Annotated in this window: 21 protein-coding genes and 2 pseudogenes; 9 read left to right on the plus strand and 14 right to left on the minus strand. The window is 66.7% G+C overall.

What is annotated here, in order from left to right:
• Position 1 precedes the first annotated feature (1 nt).
• Positions 2-736 carry an RNA polymerase sigma factor SigF gene (locus NM2_RS13540; RefSeq protein WP_157121068.1) on the plus strand — a complete coding sequence of 245 codons (735 nt, stop codon included), beginning with the start codon at positions 2-4 and terminating at the stop codon, positions 734-736.
• Here NM2_RS13540 and NM2_RS13545 read toward each other — a convergent pair.
• From NM2_RS13545 to nicT, 4 genes and pseudogenes are all read right to left on the minus strand, one after another.
• Positions 725-1,093: pseudogene (locus NM2_RS13545) on the minus strand (ATP-binding protein); the annotation flags it as partial. The gene NM2_RS13540 and the pseudogene NM2_RS13545 overlap by 12 nt on opposite strands.
• A gap of 45 nt (positions 1,094-1,138) precedes the next feature.
• On the minus strand, positions 1,139-1,357 hold the full coding sequence (locus NM2_RS13550) for a hypothetical protein (RefSeq protein WP_067668373.1): 219 nt from the start codon (positions 1,355-1,357) through the stop codon (positions 1,139-1,141).
• A 64-nt stretch (positions 1,358-1,421) separates the two neighbouring features.
• The gene (locus tag NM2_RS13555; RefSeq protein WP_067668375.1) at positions 1,422-1,685 is read right to left on the minus strand and encodes a GlsB/YeaQ/YmgE family stress response membrane protein; all 264 of its coding nucleotides are present in this window, start codon (positions 1,683-1,685) and stop codon (positions 1,422-1,424) included.
• Between the two features lie 118 nt (positions 1,686-1,803).
• Positions 1,804-2,928 carry a Nickel transporter NicT gene (nicT, locus tag NM2_RS13560; protein WP_439956869.1) on the minus strand — a complete coding sequence of 375 codons (1,125 nt, stop codon included), beginning with the start codon at positions 2,926-2,928 and terminating at the stop codon, positions 1,804-1,806.
• A 119-nt stretch (positions 2,929-3,047) separates the two neighbouring features.
• Between nicT and NM2_RS13565 the strand changes: the two genes are divergently transcribed.
• Together NM2_RS13565 and NM2_RS13570 are read left to right on the plus strand one after the other, a co-directional pair.
• The gene (locus NM2_RS13565) at positions 3,048-3,524 is read left to right on the plus strand and encodes a Fur family transcriptional regulator (protein WP_084530920.1); all 477 of its coding nucleotides are present in this window, start codon (positions 3,048-3,050) and stop codon (positions 3,522-3,524) included.
• Positions 3,525-3,696: 172 nt separating this feature from the next.
• On the plus strand, positions 3,697-5,214 hold the full coding sequence (locus tag NM2_RS13570) for an FAD-binding oxidoreductase (RefSeq protein ID WP_067668377.1): 1,518 nt from the start codon (positions 3,697-3,699) through the stop codon (positions 5,212-5,214).
• Between the two features lie 70 nt (positions 5,215-5,284).
• Here the strand turns inward: NM2_RS13570 and NM2_RS13575 are convergent, their stop codons facing one another.
• Entirely contained in the window at positions 5,285-5,545 is a 261-nt protein-coding gene (locus NM2_RS13575) for a transglycosylase family protein (protein ID WP_084530964.1), read from the minus strand.
• Positions 5,546-6,100: 555 nt separating this feature from the next.
• On the opposite strand from NM2_RS13575, the pseudogene NM2_RS51580 reads away from it, so the two are divergent.
• Positions 6,101-6,283, plus strand: a pseudogene (locus tag NM2_RS51580) (DUF1348 family protein); the annotation flags it as partial.
• A 232-nt stretch (positions 6,284-6,515) separates the two neighbouring features.
• Positions 6,516-6,824, plus strand: coding sequence for a hypothetical protein (locus NM2_RS13585; RefSeq protein WP_067668379.1), 309 nt, complete (start codon positions 6,516-6,518; stop codon positions 6,822-6,824).
• Here NM2_RS13585 and NM2_RS13590 read toward each other — a convergent pair whose 3' ends face one another.
• Complete coding sequence (locus tag NM2_RS13590; protein ID WP_067668381.1) at positions 6,825-7,223, minus strand: PPOX class F420-dependent oxidoreductase; 399 nt, start codon at positions 7,221-7,223, stop codon at positions 6,825-6,827.
• A gap of 210 nt (positions 7,224-7,433) precedes the next feature.
• Positions 7,434-8,192, minus strand: coding sequence for a class I SAM-dependent methyltransferase (locus tag NM2_RS13595; RefSeq protein ID WP_084530924.1), 759 nt, complete (start codon positions 8,190-8,192; stop codon positions 7,434-7,436).
• Positions 8,193-8,365: 173 nt separating this feature from the next.
• Here NM2_RS13595 and NM2_RS13600 point away from each other — a divergent pair, with 173 nt between their 5' ends.
• Together NM2_RS13600 and NM2_RS13605 are read left to right on the plus strand one after the other, a co-directional pair.
• On the plus strand, positions 8,366-8,845 hold the full coding sequence (locus tag NM2_RS13600) for a nitroreductase family deazaflavin-dependent oxidoreductase (protein WP_067668383.1): 480 nt from the start codon (positions 8,366-8,368) through the stop codon (positions 8,843-8,845).
• A gap of 385 nt (positions 8,846-9,230) precedes the next feature.
• Positions 9,231-9,998, plus strand: coding sequence for an SDR family NAD(P)-dependent oxidoreductase (locus NM2_RS13605; RefSeq protein ID WP_157121070.1), 768 nt, complete (start codon positions 9,231-9,233; stop codon positions 9,996-9,998).
• Between the two features lie 87 nt (positions 9,999-10,085).
• Here NM2_RS13605 and NM2_RS13610 read toward each other — a convergent pair whose 3' ends face one another.
• The 6 genes from NM2_RS13610 to NM2_RS13635 form a co-directional block, all read right to left on the minus strand.
• Positions 10,086-10,985, minus strand: a complete 900-nt coding sequence (locus NM2_RS13610) for a DUF7064 domain-containing protein (RefSeq protein WP_067668387.1) — start codon at positions 10,983-10,985, stop codon at positions 10,086-10,088.
• 13 nt (positions 10,986-10,998) lie between these two features.
• Positions 10,999-12,048, minus strand: coding sequence for a phosphotransferase (locus NM2_RS13615; protein WP_067668389.1), 1,050 nt, complete (start codon positions 12,046-12,048; stop codon positions 10,999-11,001).
• A complete protein-coding gene (locus NM2_RS13620) occupies positions 12,048-13,376 on the minus strand; it encodes an MFS transporter (protein WP_245718011.1) in 1,329 nt (442 codons plus the stop codon). Before NM2_RS13620 ends, NM2_RS13615 begins: the two co-directional genes overlap by 1 nt.
• A gap of 181 nt (positions 13,377-13,557) precedes the next feature.
• Positions 13,558-14,439, minus strand: a complete 882-nt coding sequence (locus NM2_RS13625; protein WP_067668393.1) for a LysR family transcriptional regulator — start codon at positions 14,437-14,439, stop codon at positions 13,558-13,560.
• A gap of 389 nt (positions 14,440-14,828) precedes the next feature.
• Positions 14,829-15,590 (minus strand): 3-hydroxyacyl-CoA dehydrogenase, encoded by a 762-nt coding sequence (locus tag NM2_RS13630; protein WP_067668395.1) that lies wholly within the window; start codon positions 15,588-15,590, stop codon positions 14,829-14,831.
• An 11-nt stretch (positions 15,591-15,601) separates the two neighbouring features.
• Positions 15,602-16,573 (minus strand): NAD(P)H-dependent flavin oxidoreductase, encoded by a 972-nt coding sequence (locus tag NM2_RS13635; RefSeq protein WP_067668668.1) that lies wholly within the window; start codon positions 16,571-16,573, stop codon positions 15,602-15,604.
• Positions 16,574-16,740: 167 nt separating this feature from the next.
• On the opposite strand from NM2_RS13635, the gene NM2_RS13640 reads away from it, so the two are divergent.
• Both NM2_RS13640 and NM2_RS13645 read left to right on the plus strand, forming a co-directional pair.
• On the plus strand, positions 16,741-17,382 hold the full coding sequence (locus NM2_RS13640) for a TetR/AcrR family transcriptional regulator (RefSeq protein ID WP_067668669.1): 642 nt from the start codon (positions 16,741-16,743) through the stop codon (positions 17,380-17,382).
• 319 nt (positions 17,383-17,701) lie between these two features.
• The gene (locus tag NM2_RS13645; RefSeq protein WP_067668397.1) at positions 17,702-19,531 is read left to right on the plus strand and encodes a tannase/feruloyl esterase family alpha/beta hydrolase; all 1,830 of its coding nucleotides are present in this window, start codon (positions 17,702-17,704) and stop codon (positions 19,529-19,531) included.
• A gap of 546 nt (positions 19,532-20,077) precedes the next feature.
• On the opposite strand, the gene NM2_RS13650 is transcribed toward NM2_RS13645, so the two are convergent.
• Positions 20,078-21,040, minus strand: a complete 963-nt coding sequence (locus NM2_RS13650; protein WP_067668399.1) for a hypothetical protein — start codon at positions 21,038-21,040, stop codon at positions 20,078-20,080.
• Between the last annotated feature and the right edge of the window lie 309 nt (positions 21,041-21,349).

Here is a 21,349-nt window from a genome sequence, read left to right on the forward strand (position 1 = left end):
GCTGTTCACCGAACTGGCCGCACTGTCCCCCGACGATCCACAACGCCAGCGGCTACGCGAGGAGATCATCGCCCGCTGCCTGCCGGTGGCCGAGCACATCGCCCGCAAATTCACCGGCCGCGGAGAGAATTTCGAAGATCTGCTGCAGGTCGCCCGGGTTGGTCTGGTCGTGGCGGTGGACCGCTTCGATCCCGACTTCGGCTCGACATTCCTCGGCTACGCGGTGCCGACCGTGATGGGCGAGGTGCGACGGTACTTTCGCGACCACGCCTGGGCAGTGCGAGTTCCGCGGCGGCTCAAGGAGATTCAGGGCAAGCTGGGACCGGCGTCCGACGCGCTGACCCAACGGCTGGGCCGGGTGCCCAGGGCTCGTGAGATCGCCGCCGAACTCGGGGTCGACCTCGCCGAGGTGACCCAGGCGCTGGTCGCCCGCAACGCCTACCAGACCTCGTCGCTGGACGGCAACGACAGCGATGACGGCACGTCCACCGCGCGCACCCCGCTGGACACCCTCGGCGCCGAGGAACCGGAGTTCGAGGTCATCGAGAGCTACCTGGCCGTCGCGCCACTGCTCGATGCGTTACCGGACCGAGAGCGCCGGGTGCTGACCATGCGGTTCTACGGTTCGATGTCGCAACAGGAGATCGCCGACCAGCTCGGATGCTCGCAGATGCAGGTGTCACGGATTCTTTCGAAAACTCTGAAAACTCTGCGCGATCAGGCTCTACCGGACTGATCCGCGATCGCATCGAGCGGACGTCCGGCTGCGTCCTCTGCGGATCGGCGACCGCATTTCCACGACCGTCCCGGCGTCGCCGGTCGTCACGACGACGTCGGGAACCAGTGCGTGGATGATCGTCGGCCCGCGCCCGCGTGCCGGGTCGGCATCCGCACCCCGCGGCTTCCACCTGCCCCGGTCGGCGACGACGAGGTGCAGTTCGTCATCCTCGACACGGGCGGTCACCGATACGAGGCCGCCACGGTCGCGGTGACCATGCTCGACGGCATTGGCACAGGCCTCGTCGACGGCCAGCAGGATGTCGCCGACTTGCTCGGCGACCATCGAACGCCGCTCCAGCCACACGCGCAGGGCGTGGCGGACAGCGGGGCGGCCGACTCGTTCTCCGGTTCGTCCGGATCACATCGCAAGGTCGACCTTCGGGACGCGCCGCACGTCCATCGTGTCCCGCGTGCCGCTCACACCTCGGAAAGCGGCCTGTATCCGGCGCTGTCGGCTCAACGCCATACTGCCGTAGACCGCGATCACCAGCACAGCCGCGACACCCAGCACGACTGCGATCGAGAACATCACCGACTCCACGTGGTTTTCCTCCTGCGGCTGTGCCGCCTTCGTCACGGAACCCTCCGGCAATGACCGGTTTTCGCACCGGTCAAACATTCCGTACCGACACCGCCGACGGTCACCGTCGCGCCCGGAACATGTTGAAAATGAGAAGCACGATCACCGCCCCGACGATCGATCCGAGGAACAGGTGATGCACCGGCGGGTGCACGCTGAAAACGTGTGGCGCGAACACCAGGCTGCCGAGGGTGCCGCCGACGTAGCTACCCACGATGCCCACGACGATGGTCGCCAGCCAGCCGATGTGCTGGCGCCCCGGGATCAGCAGGCGAGCGATCGCGCCGGCGATCAATCCGATGACGATCATGGTGATGATGCCCATGGCAAGCTCCCTAACAGTGTTGCGGCGACGCAATTGCCGCGCCGGTGTGACGCCATCTGGCGATGCCCACGATCCCGGATGTTCAAACAGGCCGGCGCGGCTGCGGCGTGGCGACCGGTCAGCCCTCGGTATCGGTTCGGGGTTGCAGGCCGGCCGTCCATTTCTCTTCGATGCGCCCGTAGCGCCAGGTGAGCACGGCGATGGCCCAGGTGAGGACGAACAGGCCGACGATGAGGTAGCCGAGGAGATTGAGGTCCAGGGCGCTGATCCAGGCGAAAAATCCACCGGTCCAGCCGAATTGGTCGGCGAGCAGCCCGAGAAGTTCGACGGTGCCGATGAGAAGCGCGACCACGACCGACAGCGCGGTGATCGTGATGTTGTAGAAGACCTTGCGCACCGGTTTGGCGAACGCCCAGCCGTAGGCGAAGTTCATGAAGCTGCCATCGATGGTGTCCAGCAGACTCATACCCGCGGCGAACAGGATCGGCAGGCACAGAATCGCGTACCAGGGCAGCCCGGCCGCCGCACTGGTTCCGGCCAGGACCAACAGCGCCACCTCGGTCGCGGTATCGAAACCCAAGCCGAACAGCAGGCCGATCGGATACATCTGCCACGGCCTGGTGACCGATTTCATCACCGGGCCCAGCAGCCGGTTCACCAAACCCCGTTGCGCGAGTTGGTTTTCCAGCTCGGTTTCGTCGAACTGCCCGGTGCGCATACGCCGGAATACGCGCAGGATGCCCACCAGCACAGCGATATTCAGGATGGCGATGATGTAGAGGAACGTGCCGGACACGGTGGTGCCGATCAGGCCGGTGTAGTGATGCAGGGCCGAGGAGTCGTTCTCGACCGGCCCGACGACGGCCTTGACCCCGACCGACAGCAGCAATGCCAGAGCGAACACGACGCTGGAATGCCCGAGGGAGAAGAAGAACCCCACCGACAGGGGCCGCTGCCCGTCATGCATGAGTTTGCGGGTGGTGTTGTCGATCGCGGCGATGTGGTCGGCATCGAAAGCGTGGCGCATACCCAGGGTGTAGGCGGTCAGGCCGACACCGATCCCCAGGGTGCGCTCGCCCACGCTGAAATGCTGCGGGGCGACGAGCCCGACCAGGCTGAACCAGCCCAGCACATGCAGCGCGACGATCACCCCGGCCATCACGGCCAGCCGCGACCATTCCCGGCGAGTCAACACCAGACGATCGGTCACGAAACGGAAGGGCCTAGGAATTGTCGACGTCACGATGTGCCCTCTCCAGACGAACCGAATTCGTCGAAGGTAAACCCACCCGTGGCGTAGATGCAACTCATTGGCAAGAACAGAGTTGGCGGGCGACCGGCTCGAGGCGGCAGACTGTGCATATGGCGAGCGCGTCGCACCATTCCCACGCTCCGACACCGGTCGGTGAGCAGCACGCCCGGCGGCTGCTGCGCAGTCACGGACTCCGCTGCACCGCACCACGGCTGGCCGTGCTCTCGGTGCTGGGTCGCTCCCGCGATCACGGGCACCTGACCGTCGCGCAGATCCAGCAGAGCCTGACCGCCACGGGCCACGATGTCGACCTCACCACCGTCTACCGCACCGTCTCGACCCTGGTCGAGGCAAACGTGTTGCACGCCTTGGTGATCGACGAACGGATCACCAGCTACGGCCCCACCGACATCCCGCACCACCACGCGGTCTGCACCCGATGCGGCGCGATCAACGAGGTCCCGTCCGAGCATCTCACCGCGGCCCTGGCCGAAGCACGCACCGGTAGCCATTTCGCCCTGCCCGATACCGCCGGACTCACCCTGCATGGTTTGTGCCCCGCGTGCCAGCAGGACGCCGAGCACTGACCGCGGGTTGTAGTAGACAATGAAGTAGGCGTCGGTCTCGGCGCGCGTTTCATCGAAGAATTCGATATCGATGGTCGTGATGTGGTGCCGAATGTTTTGCGGGGCCGTACCCATCTCGATGACGGGATCCGCTGATTCACTCCTGGCGTAGACCGATTGAGAGGATCTGACCTTGAACGATCTTTCTCGCCGTGACCTGCTCAGGACGTCGGCAGCCGCTGGCGTCGGAGCAGTCGTCGCCTCGGGTCTCACGGCCGCGGACACGCCGGATATCGCGGGTGCGAGCGCCCCGGGAATCGTGGCCGCGGGCCACCCGAGTGAAAACCCGGGATGCCCGCCCGCGACGCTGACCGGCCACATCGTCCGCCCCGGTGACGCCTCGTACACGGATGCGCGGCTCGGCTGGGATCAGCTCTTTTCGCACTATCCGCTGGTCATCGCCTTCGCACAGGAAACCCGGGACGTGGTGAACGCCCTCACGTGGGCGCGGCAGCACGACATCGCGCTGCGGGTGCGCAGCGGCCGCCACGCCCTCGAAGGCTGGTCGAACGTCGACAACGGCATCGTCATCGACGTCAGCCAGCTGAAATCGGTCCAGATCGACCCCGGCGCCCGTATCGCGACGGTCGGCGCCGGGCTGAACCAACTGGAAGCGGTGACGACGCTCGCGAAGCAGAACTTCGCGGTCACAACCGGAAGCGAGGGCAGCGTGAGCCTGTGCGGCGCAACGCTCGGTGGTGGCCTCGGGCCCCTCAACCGCTGGCTCGGCATGGCCTGCGACAGCCTGATGGCGGCCGAGGTCGTCGTCCCGTCGGGTCACGACTGCGCCGAGGTGCTCAACGCGGACTCGCAACACCACTCGGACCTGCTCTGGGCACTGCGCGGAGCGGGAAACGGCAACTTCGGGATCGTCACACAACTGACCTACAAGGTGTATCCGCTCGACCATCTCGCCTATGTGCAGGCGACATGGGATGGACTCGGTGACCTGAACGGGGTCTTCGAGGCATGGCAGCGCACGGTGCCGTCCGCCGACAGCCGTCTGGGATCCGAGCTGGAGATCCACAAGTCCCAGATCCTGCTGTCCGCGTGGCTCGTGGAAGGGGCAGGGGCACAGGCCAGAGCGATGCTCGCTCCGATCCTGTCGGTCGGCACGCCCGATGTCACGGTGCGGGTCGGTAACTGGGGCGACTTCTTCGCTGGTGCCCAGGTCCCGCTCGCGCGAGAGCCCGCGAACTGGAAGTTCTTCTCGCAGTTCGTAAAAGAGCCGTTTCCGAAGAAGGCGATCGACATCATCGGCGACTTCATGCGAAACGCTCCCACAGAGGACAGCAACTACTTCGTCGATGCCTTCGGTGGAGCACTCGAGAAGGAGCCCCCAGGCGGCACGGCGTTCGCGCATCGCGACGCGCTCTTCTACGGTGAGATCGGCGCAGCCTGGGGCACTCGTTCGACACAACCAGGCGTCGTCGACCCACTGACCTCGCAGGCCCAGGCCTGGACCGCCGAGTTCAGCCAGACGCTGCGACCCTACACGGACGGCGCCTACGTCAACGTGCCGAACATCGGAATGCAGGAGTGGCAGACCGCCTACTGGGGGAGCCCGCATTTCGAGCGGCTGCGCAAGATCAAGGCGAAATACGACCCGCACAACGTCTTCCAGTACGAACAGAGCATCCCGCCCGCGTAGCAGTGTCGCGGTGCGCGTGGTCCCGGCGGTGCCGGGTGGAATCCGGTCCGCCGGGACTTCGCGTCGTCCGTCAGAGATATGCGCCGCAGACCGGCCATGCGCCGCGGCCGTGGGTGGCGAGGACGGTTTCGGCGATGCGAATCTGTTCGTCGCGGCTGGCTTGTGCGGGTGACCCTGTGCCGCCGGCGGCTCCCCATGTGCTGCGGGCGATCTGGAGGCCGCCGAAGTAGCCGTTGCCGGTGTCGGCGCTCCAGTTTCCGCCGCTTTCGCAGGCGGCGACCGCATCCCAGTCGTGGCCGTTATGGGCCTGTGCGGCGGGCGCGATCATCATCACGGAGACCGCGGTGATCGCGGCTGCGGCACTGATGAAGCGAATGTCGAAAACACGCGGGTAATGCACGGAGAATCTCCTTCCATGATCAGCCGACTCGACCTTCGGAATACCCGCCGCCATTCGTGCGGGTATCGTCGGGGATTTCGCGAACCGTGGTGTGGAAATATCAGGTGTGCGTAGGATTCACCGGCTTGCAGGGACCGTTGTCCGGTGCACCGCTGCCGGGCCACTCTCGTCGCAATCGCGCAGCCATCAGACGGTAAAGCGCCGATCTACAGGGGCGACTTCGGTTTTCGTCTGGGCAAAGGCCTGTGGCCACGCGTGGAGAGTGGATAACGCTGAGCACTTTTTCTCCGGAACAGACGATACGTCGAAGACCGTGAATATGCCGGAGAGTTTATCGAATCGAAACCAACCGATGCGAATGCATTCCTCACGTGCGGAAATGTTTCCTGCCGATCTGGACCCGCCGCACTGAAAAGCTTGCGCGTGTCCGTACAAGAGCATCATCCACACCCGAAACATCCACCGGCGCAACCGATCTGCTCCAGGTTCCACGACTCGGCGGATCAGTGGTGGCGAAGTTACGGCAACGAACTCTGGGAATTCACTGCCGAGGGTTTGATGTGCCGCCGGGAGGCCAGCATCAACGACGTCCGGATCACCGAGGCAGATCGGCGAATTTTCGGCCCCCGACCGGACCAGGAACACGGTCGGCCGTTCCCGCTTCGATGACACCGGTTCGCACCGCGACGGTTCGGCTGGCGAATCGGTCTACGACCACCAGGCCTACTTCCACAGTGTGGACATCCGGATACCGCTGTTGCGCTTGACGATCCGGCTCGTCGTCGCGCTTGGCATACCGGCAGTGCTCGCCCGGCGCGGCCCCCGGGTGACGAGTGTCGAGCCGACGCCGAAAACGCTGTCACCAGCGGCGAACCGACGATATTGCGGCCGACACCCGTCAGTGCCGCAACGAAATTCACGCTCGTGGCTGCGACCGCGCACCCATTTCATCGCGCCGGCCAGCTTCACCCGCCCCGCCGATCTGCCCGAGCATGTCCGTGCCGCCGACGTCGCCACCGCGATGCAGGTCCTCAACGCCGTGCCCGCGATGCGCCGGGCCGCACCGGGATTCGCGGGAACCGCGCCGCCGCCGCAGATCCACAGCCACGCGGGATTCGCGAGCCGATGCGCGGCGACGGCAACCGATACCGGGCGGCCTCCGATTCCGAAACGGGCGGTCGGTGACGGCCTTTCCCGTGGGGTCGCCTGACTACTCGGCGGCGCGACTGGTGAAGTCGAAGGATCCTCCGTCGATGCCCCAGGAGATGATCCGTTCGGGGTGGATTCGGATGACGGCGCGTTCCTGGGGTTGGAACGGCGGCTCCTGGTCGTCGAGCGCCTCGGCCGTGCCGCGCACCTCGATGCCGCGAATCACGTAGGGCTCCAATGAGACCTGTTGGTCGATGACGAACGACACCCGGCTGCCCGCCTCGACGTTGCGGTACTTTCGACTGGCACGCATCCGCATGCCCCCGATGTCGATCGTGCCGTCGGCGTTCACCCGATAGCTGGTCGGGTTGTTCTGCACAACGCCGTCGGGCGACACCGTGGCCAGCCGACCGATCCCGGCCTCCGCGAGGAACTGCTGTTCGTTGACGGTGAAGGTCATCTCGTTTACTCCTCAGTGAATTCTAACGGCGCTAGAAACTGAAGCAACGGTAACATTCGTCCGCTAGACTGTCTAGCGTTGCTAGATTGCGGATCGCTACCGCGGGATCGTGCTCACTTCGAAGGGCAGCGTCCGCCTGCTACCAGCAGCGGTTTGCCCCGCGTTCGGGAGCTTCAGCCAAATAGAGGCGGTGGCGGCAGCTGGGAAGGGTCAGTCGAGGCGGGTGGCGGTCACGGCCCACACGGGCAGGTGCACCCGATTGTTCTTCAGCAGCGGCCCTATGGTCTGGAGTTGTTCCAGCATCGGCTGCATCCGCTCGGCCCATCCGGAGCCTTCGCCCATCTCCTTGGTGAGATGAGCGAACGTCTCCGGACTGAAGGTGCCCAGGTAGGTGGCGGTTCCCAGGTGGTCGATGCGCCATCCGGCCGCGGGCAGCACCCGGTCGAAATTCTCCGCCGGCAAACCTTCGGGCTGAAGGCCGTTGACGTTGTGGCGGCCGATTTCGAACATGAACAGTCGCGCCCCCGGTTTGGTGGCCCGATGCAGGGCCTGCGCGTATCGGGTCTGGATTTCTTCGTCGTCGAGGAACACGTGGTAGAAGGCGCTGTCGACCACGGTGTCGAAGCGGGCCTCCAGCCCCTCGAGTCGGGTGGCATCGGCCACCTGGAAGTCCACCCGCACCCCGGCGCGCTCCGCATTGCGCTTGGCCCGCTCGATCGCGGTCGGGGACGCGTCGATCCCGGTGGCCGAATAGCCCTTGGACGCGTAGTGGATCGCGTGATGTCCCGGGCCGGTTCCGGGGTCGAGCACCTCGCCCCGCACAGCGCCGTAGGCCACCAACTGCTGCACCACCGGCTGTGGACCACCGATGTCCCAGGGGATCAATGCGGGAGCAGCCTGCTCCGGCGGCGCGTCACGGTACAGCGCTTCGAAGTCCGGCTGACCGTTGTGGTTCGGTTCCCTGCTCATGACGCCTCCTTCGATCGCGGACGGGCCACACCGGAAGGGTCGTGCTGGAGATGAGATCAATGGTTCCGCAATTCGGCGGCGAACGCCACCGACTGTCGTGACTGGTGGGACGGCTCCGATCACAGCCGTGCGCCTGCTTGCCTTCGATGACGGAGAGGCGGACGCTCGGGTTCATGGCCAAGCCGTATCGAGCATCGTGGGGTGTGAAGGCGTCCAACGCGTGGATGCGGATGGTGATACGCGCTGGATTTCCGATGTGGACTTTCCGCGTCCTCACGGTGCCCGGGCGTCGCACCGGGCGCGCGATCGAGACGCCGCTGGCAGTGTTCGAACAAGACGACCGGCGATACCTGGTGGCGTCCTACGGAACGGTGAACTGGGTGCGTAATCTGCGTGCGGCACAAGGGAAAGCGGCACTGCGCCACGGCAAACACGTCGAGACCGTGACGGCCGTGGAATTGTCCGCCGATCACGCGGCCCGGATATTCCGGGCGTCGCTGACGTCCGGGCCACCACGCGTTCCGAAACCCGTTGTGGCGCTGTATCGGCGGTTCTTCGTGCTGCCCTACCTGGATGTGGATATGGACTCCTCGCCACAGCAATTCCTCGACAACGCCCGCACACACCCGGTCTTCGAAATCGTATCGGCCTGACTCAGGCGGGACTCCGGCAAACCCGGGGATGAAGTCGGCGTCTCGACGAGATTCGGCCCGGCTGTCGGGTCTTCCCCGTATCGCCCTGCAGCGCTGCGTCTTTCGGTGATCGCCGGAACAACGGCGTCAACGTCCACGCATCCCGCGCTACCTACAGGCGCTGCCGAGGCCGATGGATCTCGAGGATGCCGGATCCGAGTTCCGGCCCCACACGACGACTCTCGAGGGCGGGATACGGCACTCGGCCTCCTACCGTGGTAGCCCGAGCATTCGACGGAACGTCCGCGAGCCGGGTGGGTAGGTACGGGATCGATGACGGAAACTCGTTGCACGGCGAGATCGAAAACCTAACATCTCTAGATAAACTATCAGAGAGGAGACCGCGGTGACCGCGAATTCCGGAGACAGGGAACTCACCGGCGAGATCGCGCTCGTCACGGGTGCCGGTTCCGGGCTGGGGCGGCGGTTCGCCGCGGTGCTGGCGGAGGCGGGTGCGCAGGTCGTCGTCAGTGGCCGCCGGGCCGACCGGCTGAAGGAGGTCGCGCAGGAGATCACCGACTCCCGCGGCCGGTGTGCGGCGGTTCCGTTCGACATCGCCGACGCCCACGCCCTGCCCGCCGCGCTGGACGCGGTCGAGTCGATGTTCGGGCTGGTCACCGTGCTGGTGAACAACGCGGGCATCAACGACGCGATGCGGCCGCACAAGATGCCGCTGGAGCTCATCGATGCCGTGATCGACACGAACCTGCGCGGCCCGTTCGTGCTGTCCTGCGAGGTGGCGAAGCGGCTCATCGCCGCGAAGCGCGGGGGCCGGATCGTGAACATCTCCTCGATGGGTTCCTTCGACTACCACGGCAACGCGGCCGCGCTGTACTCGACGACGAAGGCGGCGGTGAACCGGATGACCGAGACGCTCGCGGTGGAATGGGCGCGGCACGGCATCAACGTCAACGCGATCGCACCCGGCGCGTTCTCGACCGAGATGATGGACGGCATGATCGAGCGAGTGGGTGACCCGAGCGAGGCGTTCCCCCGCAAACGCCTCGGTGACCCGGCCCAGCTCGACACCACGTTGCGGTACCTCGTCTCCCCGGCCTCGGAGTTCGTCACCGGCACCGTGATCAAGGTCGACGACGCACAACTGGGCCGATGAGCACGACCCGGCCAAGCGATCCCCGGCCGGGACCGACAACGCCGACTCGGAACCGAATAGGTTCGCGCCCATAGTTTTTCAGCGAGGTCACGGGAGGTTGAGGATCCGCTGATGCTCGGGCAGGGGCGCGCGTAGCGGCTTGAGTTCGAGCATCCCGCCACCCAGCCTGCCGCCGGTTTCGAACTCCATCAGCCCGTCACCGGCGAGCAGTCCGATGCCGCCCTCCACCGCGCCGGTCTGGAAGACGCCGTTGATCCGCGTGCCGCCGGTCGCGGTCCACACGTCGCAGCGACTCCGAATGGGAAACAGGCCGTCGTTGCCCACCGAGGCGGAGATCGTCGCGCGCCGAACGGGTTCCAGCACGCCGTTGCGCAGAATCCAGCCGTCCTGGTCCGGCCCGGTCAGCGTCTGGCGCAGGTAGACCGAGGTCATCAGGTCCGGTCCGAATACGGCGAACATGAACTGCCCAGCCGGGTTTCGACCGAGTTCGCGATTTCCCCACGAGTGGTCCTGGAAGGCGACCCCGCTGAGCCGACGGCCACCGACCTCCACGTCGACGGCCCCGAGGCTCTCGATGTGCCGCTTGCCCAGACTCGCGCCGCCGCGGGCGTAGTCGAGTTCGACCGGCGGAGAATAGGCGCGGAAATCGATTGCGGCGCAGACGGTGCCGTAGTCCAGTTCCAACCGGAACTTCCCGAAGTCGCCGTAGCTGCGCAGCCGCATCCCGCCGACGCGGAAGTCCTCGAAACCGGCGTCCGGGATGGCGATCTCGTTGACCTGCTCGCGCCCGGCCTCGACACCGTCGAGCACCAGCCAGCTCCAGATATCGGCCCGGCGCTGGTTGCGCCACAGACTGAAGTGGTGGTTGCCGCCGCTGCGGGTAGCCGGGTCGTGCCAGACGATACAGAAACTCTCCTGCCAGCGTGCGTCGTCGTCCGGCGGCTCGTGCGCCTCGAGATCACTGGGGTCGAATTCGGTCGTGAGCACTTTTCCTCCTCGTTCAGTGGGTGAATGCCTCGAGCGTCCGCAGGTCCGACAGCGCCGCGCAGGTCCGCTCCGCGTTGGCCGAGCAGACCTCCTCCGGCTGCCGCTCGACCGGGCACAACACGGTCATGAAGCACCAGATCGCGTGCCTGCGATAGGCCAGCAACGCCTCGTCGTAGCCGGGCGCGCGGCCGGCGTGCGCGGCCAGCCTGCCGAGGTAGTAGCGCAGCAGGGATTTCTCGTGCGCACGCCGGTCCTCGACGGTCAGCGACATGATCAGGAAATAGGCCACGTCGAACGCCCAGCTGCCCAGGCCGACGGTCTGCCAGTCGAGGAATCCGCCGTTGCCCGCGGCATCGAAGAAGACGTTGCCCTGGTGCGGATCCCCGTGCACCAGCCACGCCGGTTCGGCGCGGTCGTCGGCCTCCATCTGCTTCAGCGCCGAGCGAATTCGCGCACGGTCCCGCAGCGATTCGGGAACGAACGCGAACCGCGGTTGGCGCGCCGCGGTCTCCCAGAACCCGAGGTATTCTGCGCCGACGTCGACGGCCTGGATGGCACCGCCGGGTTTGAGCCAGTCGAGCTGCCCCACCGGCTCGGTGGTCGTGGGCAGAGCGTGCAGCCGCGCGAGGATGTCCAGCAGCGACCGGGCCACGGCGGGGGTGACGGGTTCGAGCGGGTGCCCGAACCGCACCCCGCGCTGCTCCAGGTCCTCGAGCAGCAGCACGCCGTTGCCTGTGGCAGGGTCGATCGCCTCGAAGTAGGTGGCGGGCAGGTTCGCCGCCACCAGCGGGGCGATCTCGCGGAAGAAGTTCACCTCCGCGGCGTAGAGCAGGGCCGAGCGCTCGCTGTGCGACTCGAACCCGGTCTTGAGCCACATCGTGTCCGGAAGCTTTGCGGCACAACCGATGTCGTTGTAGGTCAGGCGCAAGCGGACCTTCGTGGCCATCCCGCTGATCACCTTGTCCTGCGTCGCGGTCAGCACCCGGACGCCCGGATGACGTCCGGCGAGCGCGGCCGAGAGCCAATCCGGCGTGACCTCGTCGAGAGCGCGGGGAAACAGCATCACGCGACCTCCGCCGTCAGTGCGCCGCCCGCCGCCGTCCGGCTACGGTCGAGCAGGCCACCGCGTGGAACCAGCACGGTCAACACTGCCGCGACGACGCTGATCGCGGCGAACGCGTAGAACGTGCCGGTCGAGCCCATCGACGAGCCCACGATCGCACCGACCATGATCGGCCCGACGACCCCACCCAACCGGCCCAGGCCCACCGCCAGACCGAGCGCGGTGCCGCGCGCGGCCGGCGGATAGTAGACGCCGACGAAGCCGGACAGCGCCGTCTGCGAGGCCGAGCAGAATCCGATCAGCAACACCAGCACGTACACCGCCGCCTGCGCCGGATGCAGCGCGAGTACGGCCACCGCGATCCCACAGCACACGAAGCCGCCGCCCACGATCCGGCGCGGGCCGAACTGGTCCGCGAGACCGCTGAGCACCACCATGCCCACGCCGCTGCCGACGTAGTAGGCGAGCAGGAAGGTCAGCGCCGACCCTAGGTTGTATCCGCTGCTGCGCAGGATCTGCGGGATCCAGGTGTTCATCCCGTAGGCGCACAGCAGCCCGCAGAACGACACCAGCGGGAAAAGCACTGTCGCGGTGCGGAATCCCGGGACGAACAGCGATTTCAGCGGCGACACCCGTTCGGCGGAACGCGCGACGAGAGCCGCGCCGGACTCCGAGGCACTCGACACCCCGTACTTGGCGGCCAGGGCCGCGGCCTCGTCGTGGCGGCCGCGGCCGGTGAGGAACGCCAGCGACTCGGGCAGAGTCCGGAACGCGATGGCCAGCAGCACCAGCCCGATCACGCCGCCGAAGGCGAACAGCGCATGCCAGCCGAGCGCGGGCACGACGAAGATCGCCAGGATCGCCACCAGCGCACCGCCGATGGTGAACCCGGTCTGGATCACGCCGTTGTAGAACTGCCTGCGTTCGCGCGGGACGTACTCCATCGTCAGCGCGATCGCGGTCGGCAGCCCGCCGCCGAAGCCGAGACCACCCAGCAGGCGGAACGCGGCGAACAGCGGCAGATTGGGCGCGACCGCGCAGAGTGCGGTGAACACGCTGAAGCAGGCGACGCACATCAGCGCGACCGGACGCCGTCCCACGCGGTCGATGAGATACCCGGCGAGCATCGCGCCCACCATCATGCCGATCAGCGAGAGACTGCCGACCAGCCCCGCCTCGATAGCCGTTATCCCCCAGACTTTCTTCTCCAGCAACGTCGGTAGCACGGCGCCGAACATCGCGAGGTCGAGCCCGTCGAGGGTGGTGATGGCCAGACACGTCACGACGACTGCCATGGGCGTGGCTGCACGCGCGATTGCACGAGACATGAGGACTCCTTGGGACATATGTGTCCGAAGCCGCCGTGGCGGCAGGTGATTCGCGGGGCGACACCGCCATTCGGGTGATCGGTGTACCGGGAGGTCCGGTTTCTCCGCTGTTTCCGAGATTAAAGTCAGGAGGCGAGAAATGTCCACGACCAGGGCGGCAAGGTGTAGGTGACCATTTCGGTCACGTACTCAGCGAACGGACCAGCCGCGGCAGTCCGTGCAGGGCGCGGTCACGGCCCGGACGCCAGACCGCGTTGGTGTGCAAGCGAATCCGGTCGTGCTCGAATTCCAGGAACAGCACCGGCTCGTTCAGGAAGACATTGCGGGTCGCGCCGAAGCGGGCCCCGCAGATCGTGAACGCCTCGCCCGCCGACACCCGAGGCACCAGGTCCGCGTGACTGCCGCTCACCGGCGCGCGGCCCATCACGCCGTGCCGCCGCAACAGGGTTTCACTCGACTGCACCACGAATGGCGCAGCGGCGGCCTTGAGGAACGTGTACGGCAGGTGGGCGAGTTCGGCCAGACCGACCGACTCCCGGCCGTCGAACCCGATCCCCTTCGCCACCACGACCCGCACCGGCTGGATCTCCACGAGAACGGATTCCAGCCGCCGGTCCTCGATCGATCCGTGCACGAACGCCAGATCCACCTCGCCGTTGGTCACGCCGCGCACCAGCGGGCCCGTGCTCGCCGGACGCTGGCGGACCAGCAGGCCGGGGCAGCGAACCCGCATCAGGTCGAGAAATCGTGCGCGCAGATCCGGCGACACCTCGGGCGCGGTGCCGATCACGACCACCGCGCTGCCGGCCGCGCGCGGCACCAGCTCGGGCAGGGCGTCGAACCGTTCCAGGATCGCCCGAGCCTCCGGGAGCAGCGCGCGGCCTGCCTCGGTCAGCGAGACGTGGTGGTAGTCGCGCACGAACAACGGGGTGCCCAGTTCCTGTTCGAGGTCGCGCACCCGGCGGCTGAGCGGGGAGGTCGCCATCGCCACGCGTTCGGCCGCACGGGCGAAGCCCGCCTCCTCGGCCACCGCAACGAAATATCGGAGATGCCGGATTTCCACCGCGCCTGCTCCTCTCGACGCCACTGCCTCGCTGGCCCTCCGATCGTAGGCTCGATTCCCCGGGCTTATATAGCGTTCGCTAAGTACTCTTCCCGTCCCCAGGGCGGCCGGTAACCAATGACGGTCATTCCGCCGAATAACCTCGATATCTAAAGGAATTAGGTTACTGTCGGCCTGGGTGATCCTCGAGCAAGGAGATAGTCGATGCGTAGCGAGCGAGTGACAAGGACCAGTGCGGCCTGCTGAATCCGACCGCAGCGGGGCACCCGCGCCGGCCGACGCGAGCATCGTGAAATGCGTTGTCGGGCAACGCCGTATTCGACGGCGCGCCCGTCGACCAGTAGTCGACCGCACGCCGGGCAGCGCGCGTCGACCTCGTGTCCGAACGGTCAGCGGGGCGTCATCCGGATGGCGCCGTCGAGCCTGATGGTCTCACCGTTGAGCATCGGATTCTCGACGATGTGCCCGGCCAGCGCGGCGTACTCCTTCGGATCACCCAGCCGCGAGGGGTGCGGCACCTGAGCGCCCAGCGCCTTCAGCACGTGCTCCGGCGCACCGGCCAGCAGCGGCGTGTGGAACAGCCCCGGCGCGATCGTCACCACGCGGATCTTCAGGCTCGCCAGATCGCGTGCGATCGGCAGGGTCATGCCGACGATGCCACCCTTGGACGCCGAGTACGCCGCCTGCCCGATCTGTCCTTCGAACGCCGCGACCGACGCGGTGTTGATGATGACGCCGCGTTCCTCGCCCACCGGCTCGGCCTGCGAGATCCGTTCGGCCGCAAGCCGGATCACATTGAACGTGCCGATCAGGTTCACGTTGACGACCTTGCTGAAATCGGCCAGCGGGAACGCGCCCTGCTTGCCGACGGTCTTGATCGCGTTCCCGATACCGGCGCAGTTCACCGCGACCCGCAGCTGCCCCAGCTCCGCGGCCTTGTCCAGCGCCGCGCCCACCTGCTGCTCGTCGGTCACGTCGGTCGCCGCGAACACGACCCCGTCGCCCAGTTCCTTCGCGACCGTCTCGCCCTGCGACGAGGGCAGGTCCACGATCACGACCTTCGCGCCCGCACCGTGCAGCGCCCGTACGGTGGCCAGCCCCAGGCCCGACGCGCCGCCGGTGACGAGCGCGACCGTGTTCGCGATATCCATTCCGTTTCCTCTCAGTTCAGCGCACCGGCCAACCGGCCGGAAATGAGTTCGTGTGCCTCACGCACGATCCGGTCGATCAGCTCGGCCACGGTCGGGACGTCGCGGATGATCCCCTGCACCAGGCCCGCGGTCCAGATGCCGAGGTCCAGTTCACCGGTCTCGAAGACCTTGCGCCCGCGCGCCCCGGCCACCAACTCCCGCACGTCCTCGAATTGGCCGCCCTTGTCCAGAATGGATACGACCTCGGAACTGACCGCGTTGCGCGCCACCCGAGCGGTGTTGCCCAGCGGCCGGAAGATCAGGTCGGTGTCCCGCTCGGTCGCCTCGACCAGGCGCCGCTTGACCGAATCATGCACCGGCGCTTCGACGGTCGCCAGGAACCGGGTGCCCATGTTGATCCCGTCGGCCCCGAGCGCCAGCGCCGCCACCAGACCGCGCGCGTCGCCGAAACCGCCGGAGGCGACCATCGGGATGGTGATCTTGTCCGCCGCGGCGGGAATCAGCACCAGCCCGGGAATGTCGTCCTCGCCCGGGTGCCCGGCGCATTCGAAACCATCGATGGAGATCCCGTCCACGCCCAGCTCCTGAGCCTTGACCGCGTGACGCACACTCGTGCACTTGTGCAGCACCTTCACCCCGCCGGCCTGGAAGGCGGGCAGGTGCTCGGCCGGATTGAACCCCGCCGTCTCCACCACCTTCACCCCGGAGTCGACGATCACGTCCCGGTACTCCGCGTACGGCGGCGGCTTGATCGAGGGCAGGATCGTCAGATTCACCCCGAAGGGCTTGTCGGTCATCTCGCGGCAACGCACGATCTCCTTGGCGAGATCGTCCGGAGTCGGCTGGGTCAGCGCCGTGATGAAGCCGAGCCCACCCGCATTGGCCACGGCCGACACCAGTTCGGCACGGCCGACCCACTGCATCCCGCCTTGGACGATCGGGTGCTCGACTCCGAACACTTCACAGAACCGCGTGCGCACCATCGCTGCCATACCTCTCCGTCGCCGATACTCGGAACGAGTGTACTTAGCGAGCGCTAAGTAAGCTAGTGACCCGCATCTCACGCAGCGCGAACCCTATGCTTGACGGCGAGGTGATTCGCCTGGACGGCGCGATCCGCCGGGCGCACAACGAAACCGAGGAGGGGCCGATGCCTCAGCAGCCGCAAGCGACCGCCGCGGTCTGGCGGGAGTTCGCACCTGTGCAGCTCGACCCCTTCCTCGAGAACGCCTTGAACGCCTTCCACGAGAACGGCTTTCACGGCACCACGGTGCGTGATCTGGCTCGCCGGGTCGGCGTGACCGTGCCCGCGCTCTACTACCACTACGAGAACAAAGAAGCGTTGCTGGTGGCGCTACTCGACAGCCAGATTCACGACCTGATCAACCGCTGCCGAGCCGCCATCGAAGACGGCGGCGTCGACCCGGTCCTGCGTTTCACCAATTTCTTCGAAGCCGTGGTGCTGAACATGACCCATCGGGTCCGGCAATCCGATCTCGACTCGGAGGTGCGGCACCTGTCCCCGGACAACCGTGCCACCTACGCGGCCAGCCGCAAGACGCTCGAGCTCATGACCATGGACCTCGTCAGCGAGGGCGTCGCGAGCGGCGTCTTCTCGGTCGACGACATCCCCGAGACGGTCCGCGCCCTGCTGGGAATGGCCCAGTCCATTGCCCGCTGGTTCCAGATCGACGGCCCCCTACCCCCCGCCGTGATCGCGGAACGCTACACCGCCATAGCCCTGCGAATCGTCGGATACCAGTCCCCCGATCCGCACACCCCGGCCCCCTGAGCCCGAACGATGCCTCTCGCGGCGCCATCCACATCGACGCGCCGCCCAGGACATGCCCGCTCGGCGATAACGTCAGATGTGGCCGCTACCAACAGGTCTCGGGCCCATCCACGGATACCGCTCCGAGAAACCGCAGCGTGGCCGGAAACGCGTAGTGTCCGCGCCATGGCGATGCCGACTGTGCACGTAAGGTCCAGTGCGGATTGGCTCCTAACCGGCACATCGATTCGATACAACACGCTCACCAATTGATCGCGGCGGGCCGGGCACGGTTCACCGTGACCGCTGTCCGATCTCGGAGTGCACCGAAAGGTAGGTCATGCGGCAACGTTGGATCCTGCGTCAACTATCGAAAGTCCTCCCGGTTCTGGCCGCCACGACGGCCCTGCTCATAGCGGGGGCCGGATGCTCATCACAGAACGGCGGAAGCTCGGGCGGTTCCAGCACCTCCGCACCCGCGACCGCGCCGATCACGACCTTGCCTGCGGGGCGGGAACTGCCGGTGATGCTGCCCAAGACGAACTGTGCCGATCTGTCCGGGCACGACTTCGGAGCGATCGCGCAGGCGCCGACGGGCATCTCCTCGGCAACAGTGGTCGCGAAGAGCGCCGCCCGCTCGTTCGAGTACTGCGATGTGAAGGGATATGTCGGCGGGCAGATCTCCTTCGAGTTGCACCTGCCCACCACCACCTATCGAGGCCGGTACCTGCAGCAGGGCTGCGGCGGCTACTGCGGCATGGTCGACCTGTCGTCGGGCCCGCCGGCCAGCACCGGCTGTGCGCCGGTCACCGATGGGTCCCTGGTCGTCGGAACCGACGATCAGGGGCATACCGGTACCGGCGGGGCCGAGGTCTGGGCCGTGGACCCGCAGCTGAAAGTGGACTTCGGGTATCGGGCCGAGCATGTGTTCGCCCTCGCCGCCAAGGCGATCACCGCGACGTATTACGGTGCGATGCCGCGTTTTTCGTACTACGACGGCTGTTCCGACGGCGGCCGTGAGGCGCTGATGGAGGCGCAACGTTATCCCGGTGACTTCGACGGCGTGCTGGCCGGTGCGCCCGCGTTCAACCAGACCGCGCTCAACGGGTTCGAAGAGGCGTATCTGTCCACGGTCGACTTCCGATCCAACGGCTCGGTGATCCTGCCTGCGGCCAAGGTGGACGTGCTGCACGCCGCGGTCATCGAGGCGTGCGCTGATCCGGGATCGAACGACCGCACGATCCAGGATCCGCGCGACTGCAAGTTCGATCCCGCGAGCTTGAATTGCCCTGCCGGACAAGATAATCCGAACTGCTTGACCCGCGAGCAGGTCGAGGTGGCGCGCAAGATCTACGCGGGTGTGGTCGCGCCTGATGGCACCCACCTGTACACCGGCGGCGAACCGATCGGCTCGGAGGGGCAGTGGGTCGGGTTGATCGTCCCCCCGGACGGCAAGGGCCGGGATTCGACATTCACGTACAAGATCGGCAGCGGATTCCTGCGGTGGCTGGGCCACTGGCAGGCCGACCCCACCGCGTCGGTCGACGCCTCGGTGTTCACCGTGGCGAATCTGAAGAAGTTCCAGGATGAGGTCGGCGGGCTGTACGACGCCACCGATCCGGACCTGAGCGCGTTCGCCACGCGCGGCGGCAAACTGATCCACTGGCACGGCTGGTCCGACGGCTACATTCCCACCGTCGGCTCGATCACCTACCGGCAGGCGCTGATCGACACGATGGGGCAGACCGCGGCGGACAAGTTCTACCGTTTGTATCTGTTTCCCGGCGTCTTCCACTGCGGAAACGGTTACGGACCGAACAAATTCGATCTGCTCACACCGCTGATGGAGTGGACCGAGCACGGGCGCAGGCCCGGTGCGGTGATCGCGTCGAAGTATGCGAACACCGGGCCGAGCAATGCGCTGACCGGGGCCACGGGCACCACCACCAGCGGCGCGCCCGCATACCAGCGGCCGGTTTACCCGTACCCGCAGCACATCGCGTACTCCGGCAGCGGTGATGTGAACGCCGCGGCCAGCTATATCCCCCGCACTCCGCCCCCGCGCGACGACCACTACAAGTGGGGCGGTAACGCTTTCACCTCGGGCTACCAGCAGTGGTGCGCCGCCGATGACGGCCGCGCGCTGAGCTGCACCCGGCACAAGCCGTAGAGGAAATCGCCGCGGCACCGGCGATGGCGCTCAGTACCGTGGCCGTCAGCGCGAATCGGGTCGGGCGGTGACGAAGGGCCTGCCTTCGGAGCACCGTGCAGGGTGACATGCCCTTCGTCGACCGACGTCACCGGCATCAGGTGCTGAACACACTGCTCGAACCAGCGACGTAGGGCCGCATACCCGCAAATCAGCGCTCGAATCCCTTGGCCTGTGTGCAAGCGCGCCATCATAATTGGGTCCACCGCGATCAGGAGCGACCGCGCCCCACCCGCCGGAGCCGGGAGCTCGCTCGTGATGGCCATCGGCGTCGGCAGCGCCGCCGTGGTCGTGGCGATCGCCGAGACTCCAGGTGTCAGCCATACCTTCGGGCGTGTCGGTGATGCTCGAACACCGACTCTGTGACTCGAGGGCGAATCTGGACTCGCCGCGTGACGATCATGAGGGGTGGAACGTGGAGCACGGAGGTCCGTCGATCGCATCTGGCGGTGCCGCGAAAACGCTGACGCCGAGCCAGGACCATTCGGCCGGTCGAGTGTGGTGAAGTCAGGTCAGACCGGCGACTTCGTGGGCGATTGTCGTGAGCCGCGATTGCAGCGCCGCGACCACGCCGTGGCGGTCCTTGTTGGCCTGCTCGTAGAGCAGGATGGTCCGAATATCAGCGGGTTCGGTGAGTTCCTTGATCGCCGCGGACGCTTGGGCGACGGTCAAATCGTCGTAGTCGCTGATGGGCAACTCCCCCGCTTCCAGGGTGCCGGTGGCGGTGCGGATCGAACGCAAAGCCCCGGCCGCGGTGTCGGCACCTTCACGGCGGGCGACCTGTTCGGCGGTTTCCAGCGCCGCATCCCGGGAGGCGCTGAGAGTTTTGACCGCGACATCACCGGCGTGCGCGCCCTGGGCGAGCAACTCACCCAGCGCGGGCGGAGCGGTGCGGACGGTGTCCAGTACCCGGTCCAGGCCGCGGGCGGACCAGCTGACGGGCAGGTTGACCAGCTTCACCAGCGTGCCGGCGCCCGCTTGCAGTGGGGTGTGGCGCAGCGCGGCAGGTCCGCCCAGGGCCTCCTCGGCCAGCACGGTGGTCAGCCAGTCGACTGTCTCCGAATGCGCGGTGATCAATCGCTGCGCCAATGCCACGACCTCGGTGCGTCCGGCGGTGGTCGCCAAGGCCATGATGTAGCGGGCGCGGTCCAGGAGCTGGTGTTCGAGAGCCAGGTCTCCCAGCAGGGCTTCATCGAACGGCTGGGCCTGCTCGATCACGGCCTTGATCGCGGCAGCGCCCCGTCCCAGGAACGGGGCGACCAGTTCCGGAACACCTCCGAGTTCACGGATGGCCGCCTCGATAGCGCGGGCACGGTCGCGGGCATTGTCCGCGTTATCGGACAATGCGCGGCGGGCGGCCTCGGTGCGGGCCTGCGCGATCCGGGTGTCAGCGACTTGGATTTCGGTATTGGTCAAAGCCAGGACGGCGCGCAACTGCGCCGACAAAGTCGTGGTCTCACGTGTACTCATGCGTATCTCGTCCCTTCGGCGTTGGTGATGACGGCATCGGGTCGGCGCAAGCTCTGATTACGGTTGCTGATTTTACCGCCCGGTAACCGGCTCCAAAAGGGCCGACCAAGTCCGCGAGAGCCAGAGCCCAGCGGCCGACACGGCGCGAAATCTCAAGTGCCGCTTGTGAATCCAGCAGATCTGCTCGCCGGTCCGTGATTCGTGACCGAATGCTTCCGCCGAGGCCGACCAGCGGCGGGAAGCCCCAAGCGGCCGGATTGTCCGGGCGGCCCGCTTCCGATCCGTATGGCCCCTGAGCGGGGGCAGATC

Origin of the sequence: Nocardia miyunensis NBRC 108239 (genome assembly GCF_001613065.1) — a bacterium.
GTDB classification, from domain to species: domain Bacteria; phylum Actinomycetota; class Actinomycetes; order Mycobacteriales; family Mycobacteriaceae; genus Nocardia; species Nocardia miyunensis.

Bases quoted from the DNA above. Each gene is read 5' to 3' on its own strand.
- NM2_RS13620 (WP_245718011.1), bottom strand. From the start codon at position 13,376: ATGTCTCGTGCAATCGCGCGTGCAGCCACGCCCATGGCAGTCGTCGTG.
- NM2_RS13565 (WP_084530920.1), top strand. From the start codon at position 3,048: ATGGCGAGCGCGTCGCACCATTCCCACGCTCCGACACCGGTCGGTGAG.
- NM2_RS13635 (WP_067668668.1), bottom strand. From the start codon at position 16,573: ATGGTGCGCACGCGGTTCTGTGAAGTGTTCGGAGTCGAGCACCCGATC.
- NM2_RS13645 (WP_067668397.1), top strand. From the start codon at position 17,702: ATGCGGCAACGTTGGATCCTGCGTCAACTATCGAAAGTCCTCCCGGTT.
- NM2_RS13555 (WP_067668375.1), bottom strand. From the start codon at position 1,685: ATGGGCATCATCACCATGATCGTCATCGGATTGATCGCCGGCGCGATC.
- NM2_RS13640 (WP_067668669.1), top strand. From the start codon at position 16,741: ATGCCTCAGCAGCCGCAAGCGACCGCCGCGGTCTGGCGGGAGTTCGCA.
- NM2_RS13630 (WP_067668395.1), bottom strand. From the start codon at position 15,590: ATGGATATCGCGAACACGGTCGCGCTCGTCACCGGCGGCGCGTCGGGC.
- NM2_RS13615 (WP_067668389.1), bottom strand. From the start codon at position 12,048: ATGCTGTTTCCCCGCGCTCTCGACGAGGTCACGCCGGATTGGCTCTCG.
- NM2_RS13650 (WP_067668399.1), bottom strand. From the start codon at position 21,040: ATGAGTACACGTGAGACCACGACTTTGTCGGCGCAGTTGCGCGCCGTC.
- NM2_RS13595 (WP_084530924.1), bottom strand. From the start codon at position 8,192: ATGAGCAGGGAACCGAACCACAACGGTCAGCCGGACTTCGAAGCGCTG.
- NM2_RS13590 (WP_067668381.1), bottom strand. From the start codon at position 7,223: ATGACCTTCACCGTCAACGAACAGCAGTTCCTCGCGGAGGCCGGGATC.
- NM2_RS13575 (WP_084530964.1), bottom strand. From the start codon at position 5,545: ATGATGATCGCGCCCGCCGCACAGGCCCATAACGGCCACGACTGGGAT.
- NM2_RS13600 (WP_067668383.1), top strand. From the start codon at position 8,366: ATGGCCAAGCCGTATCGAGCATCGTGGGGTGTGAAGGCGTCCAACGCG.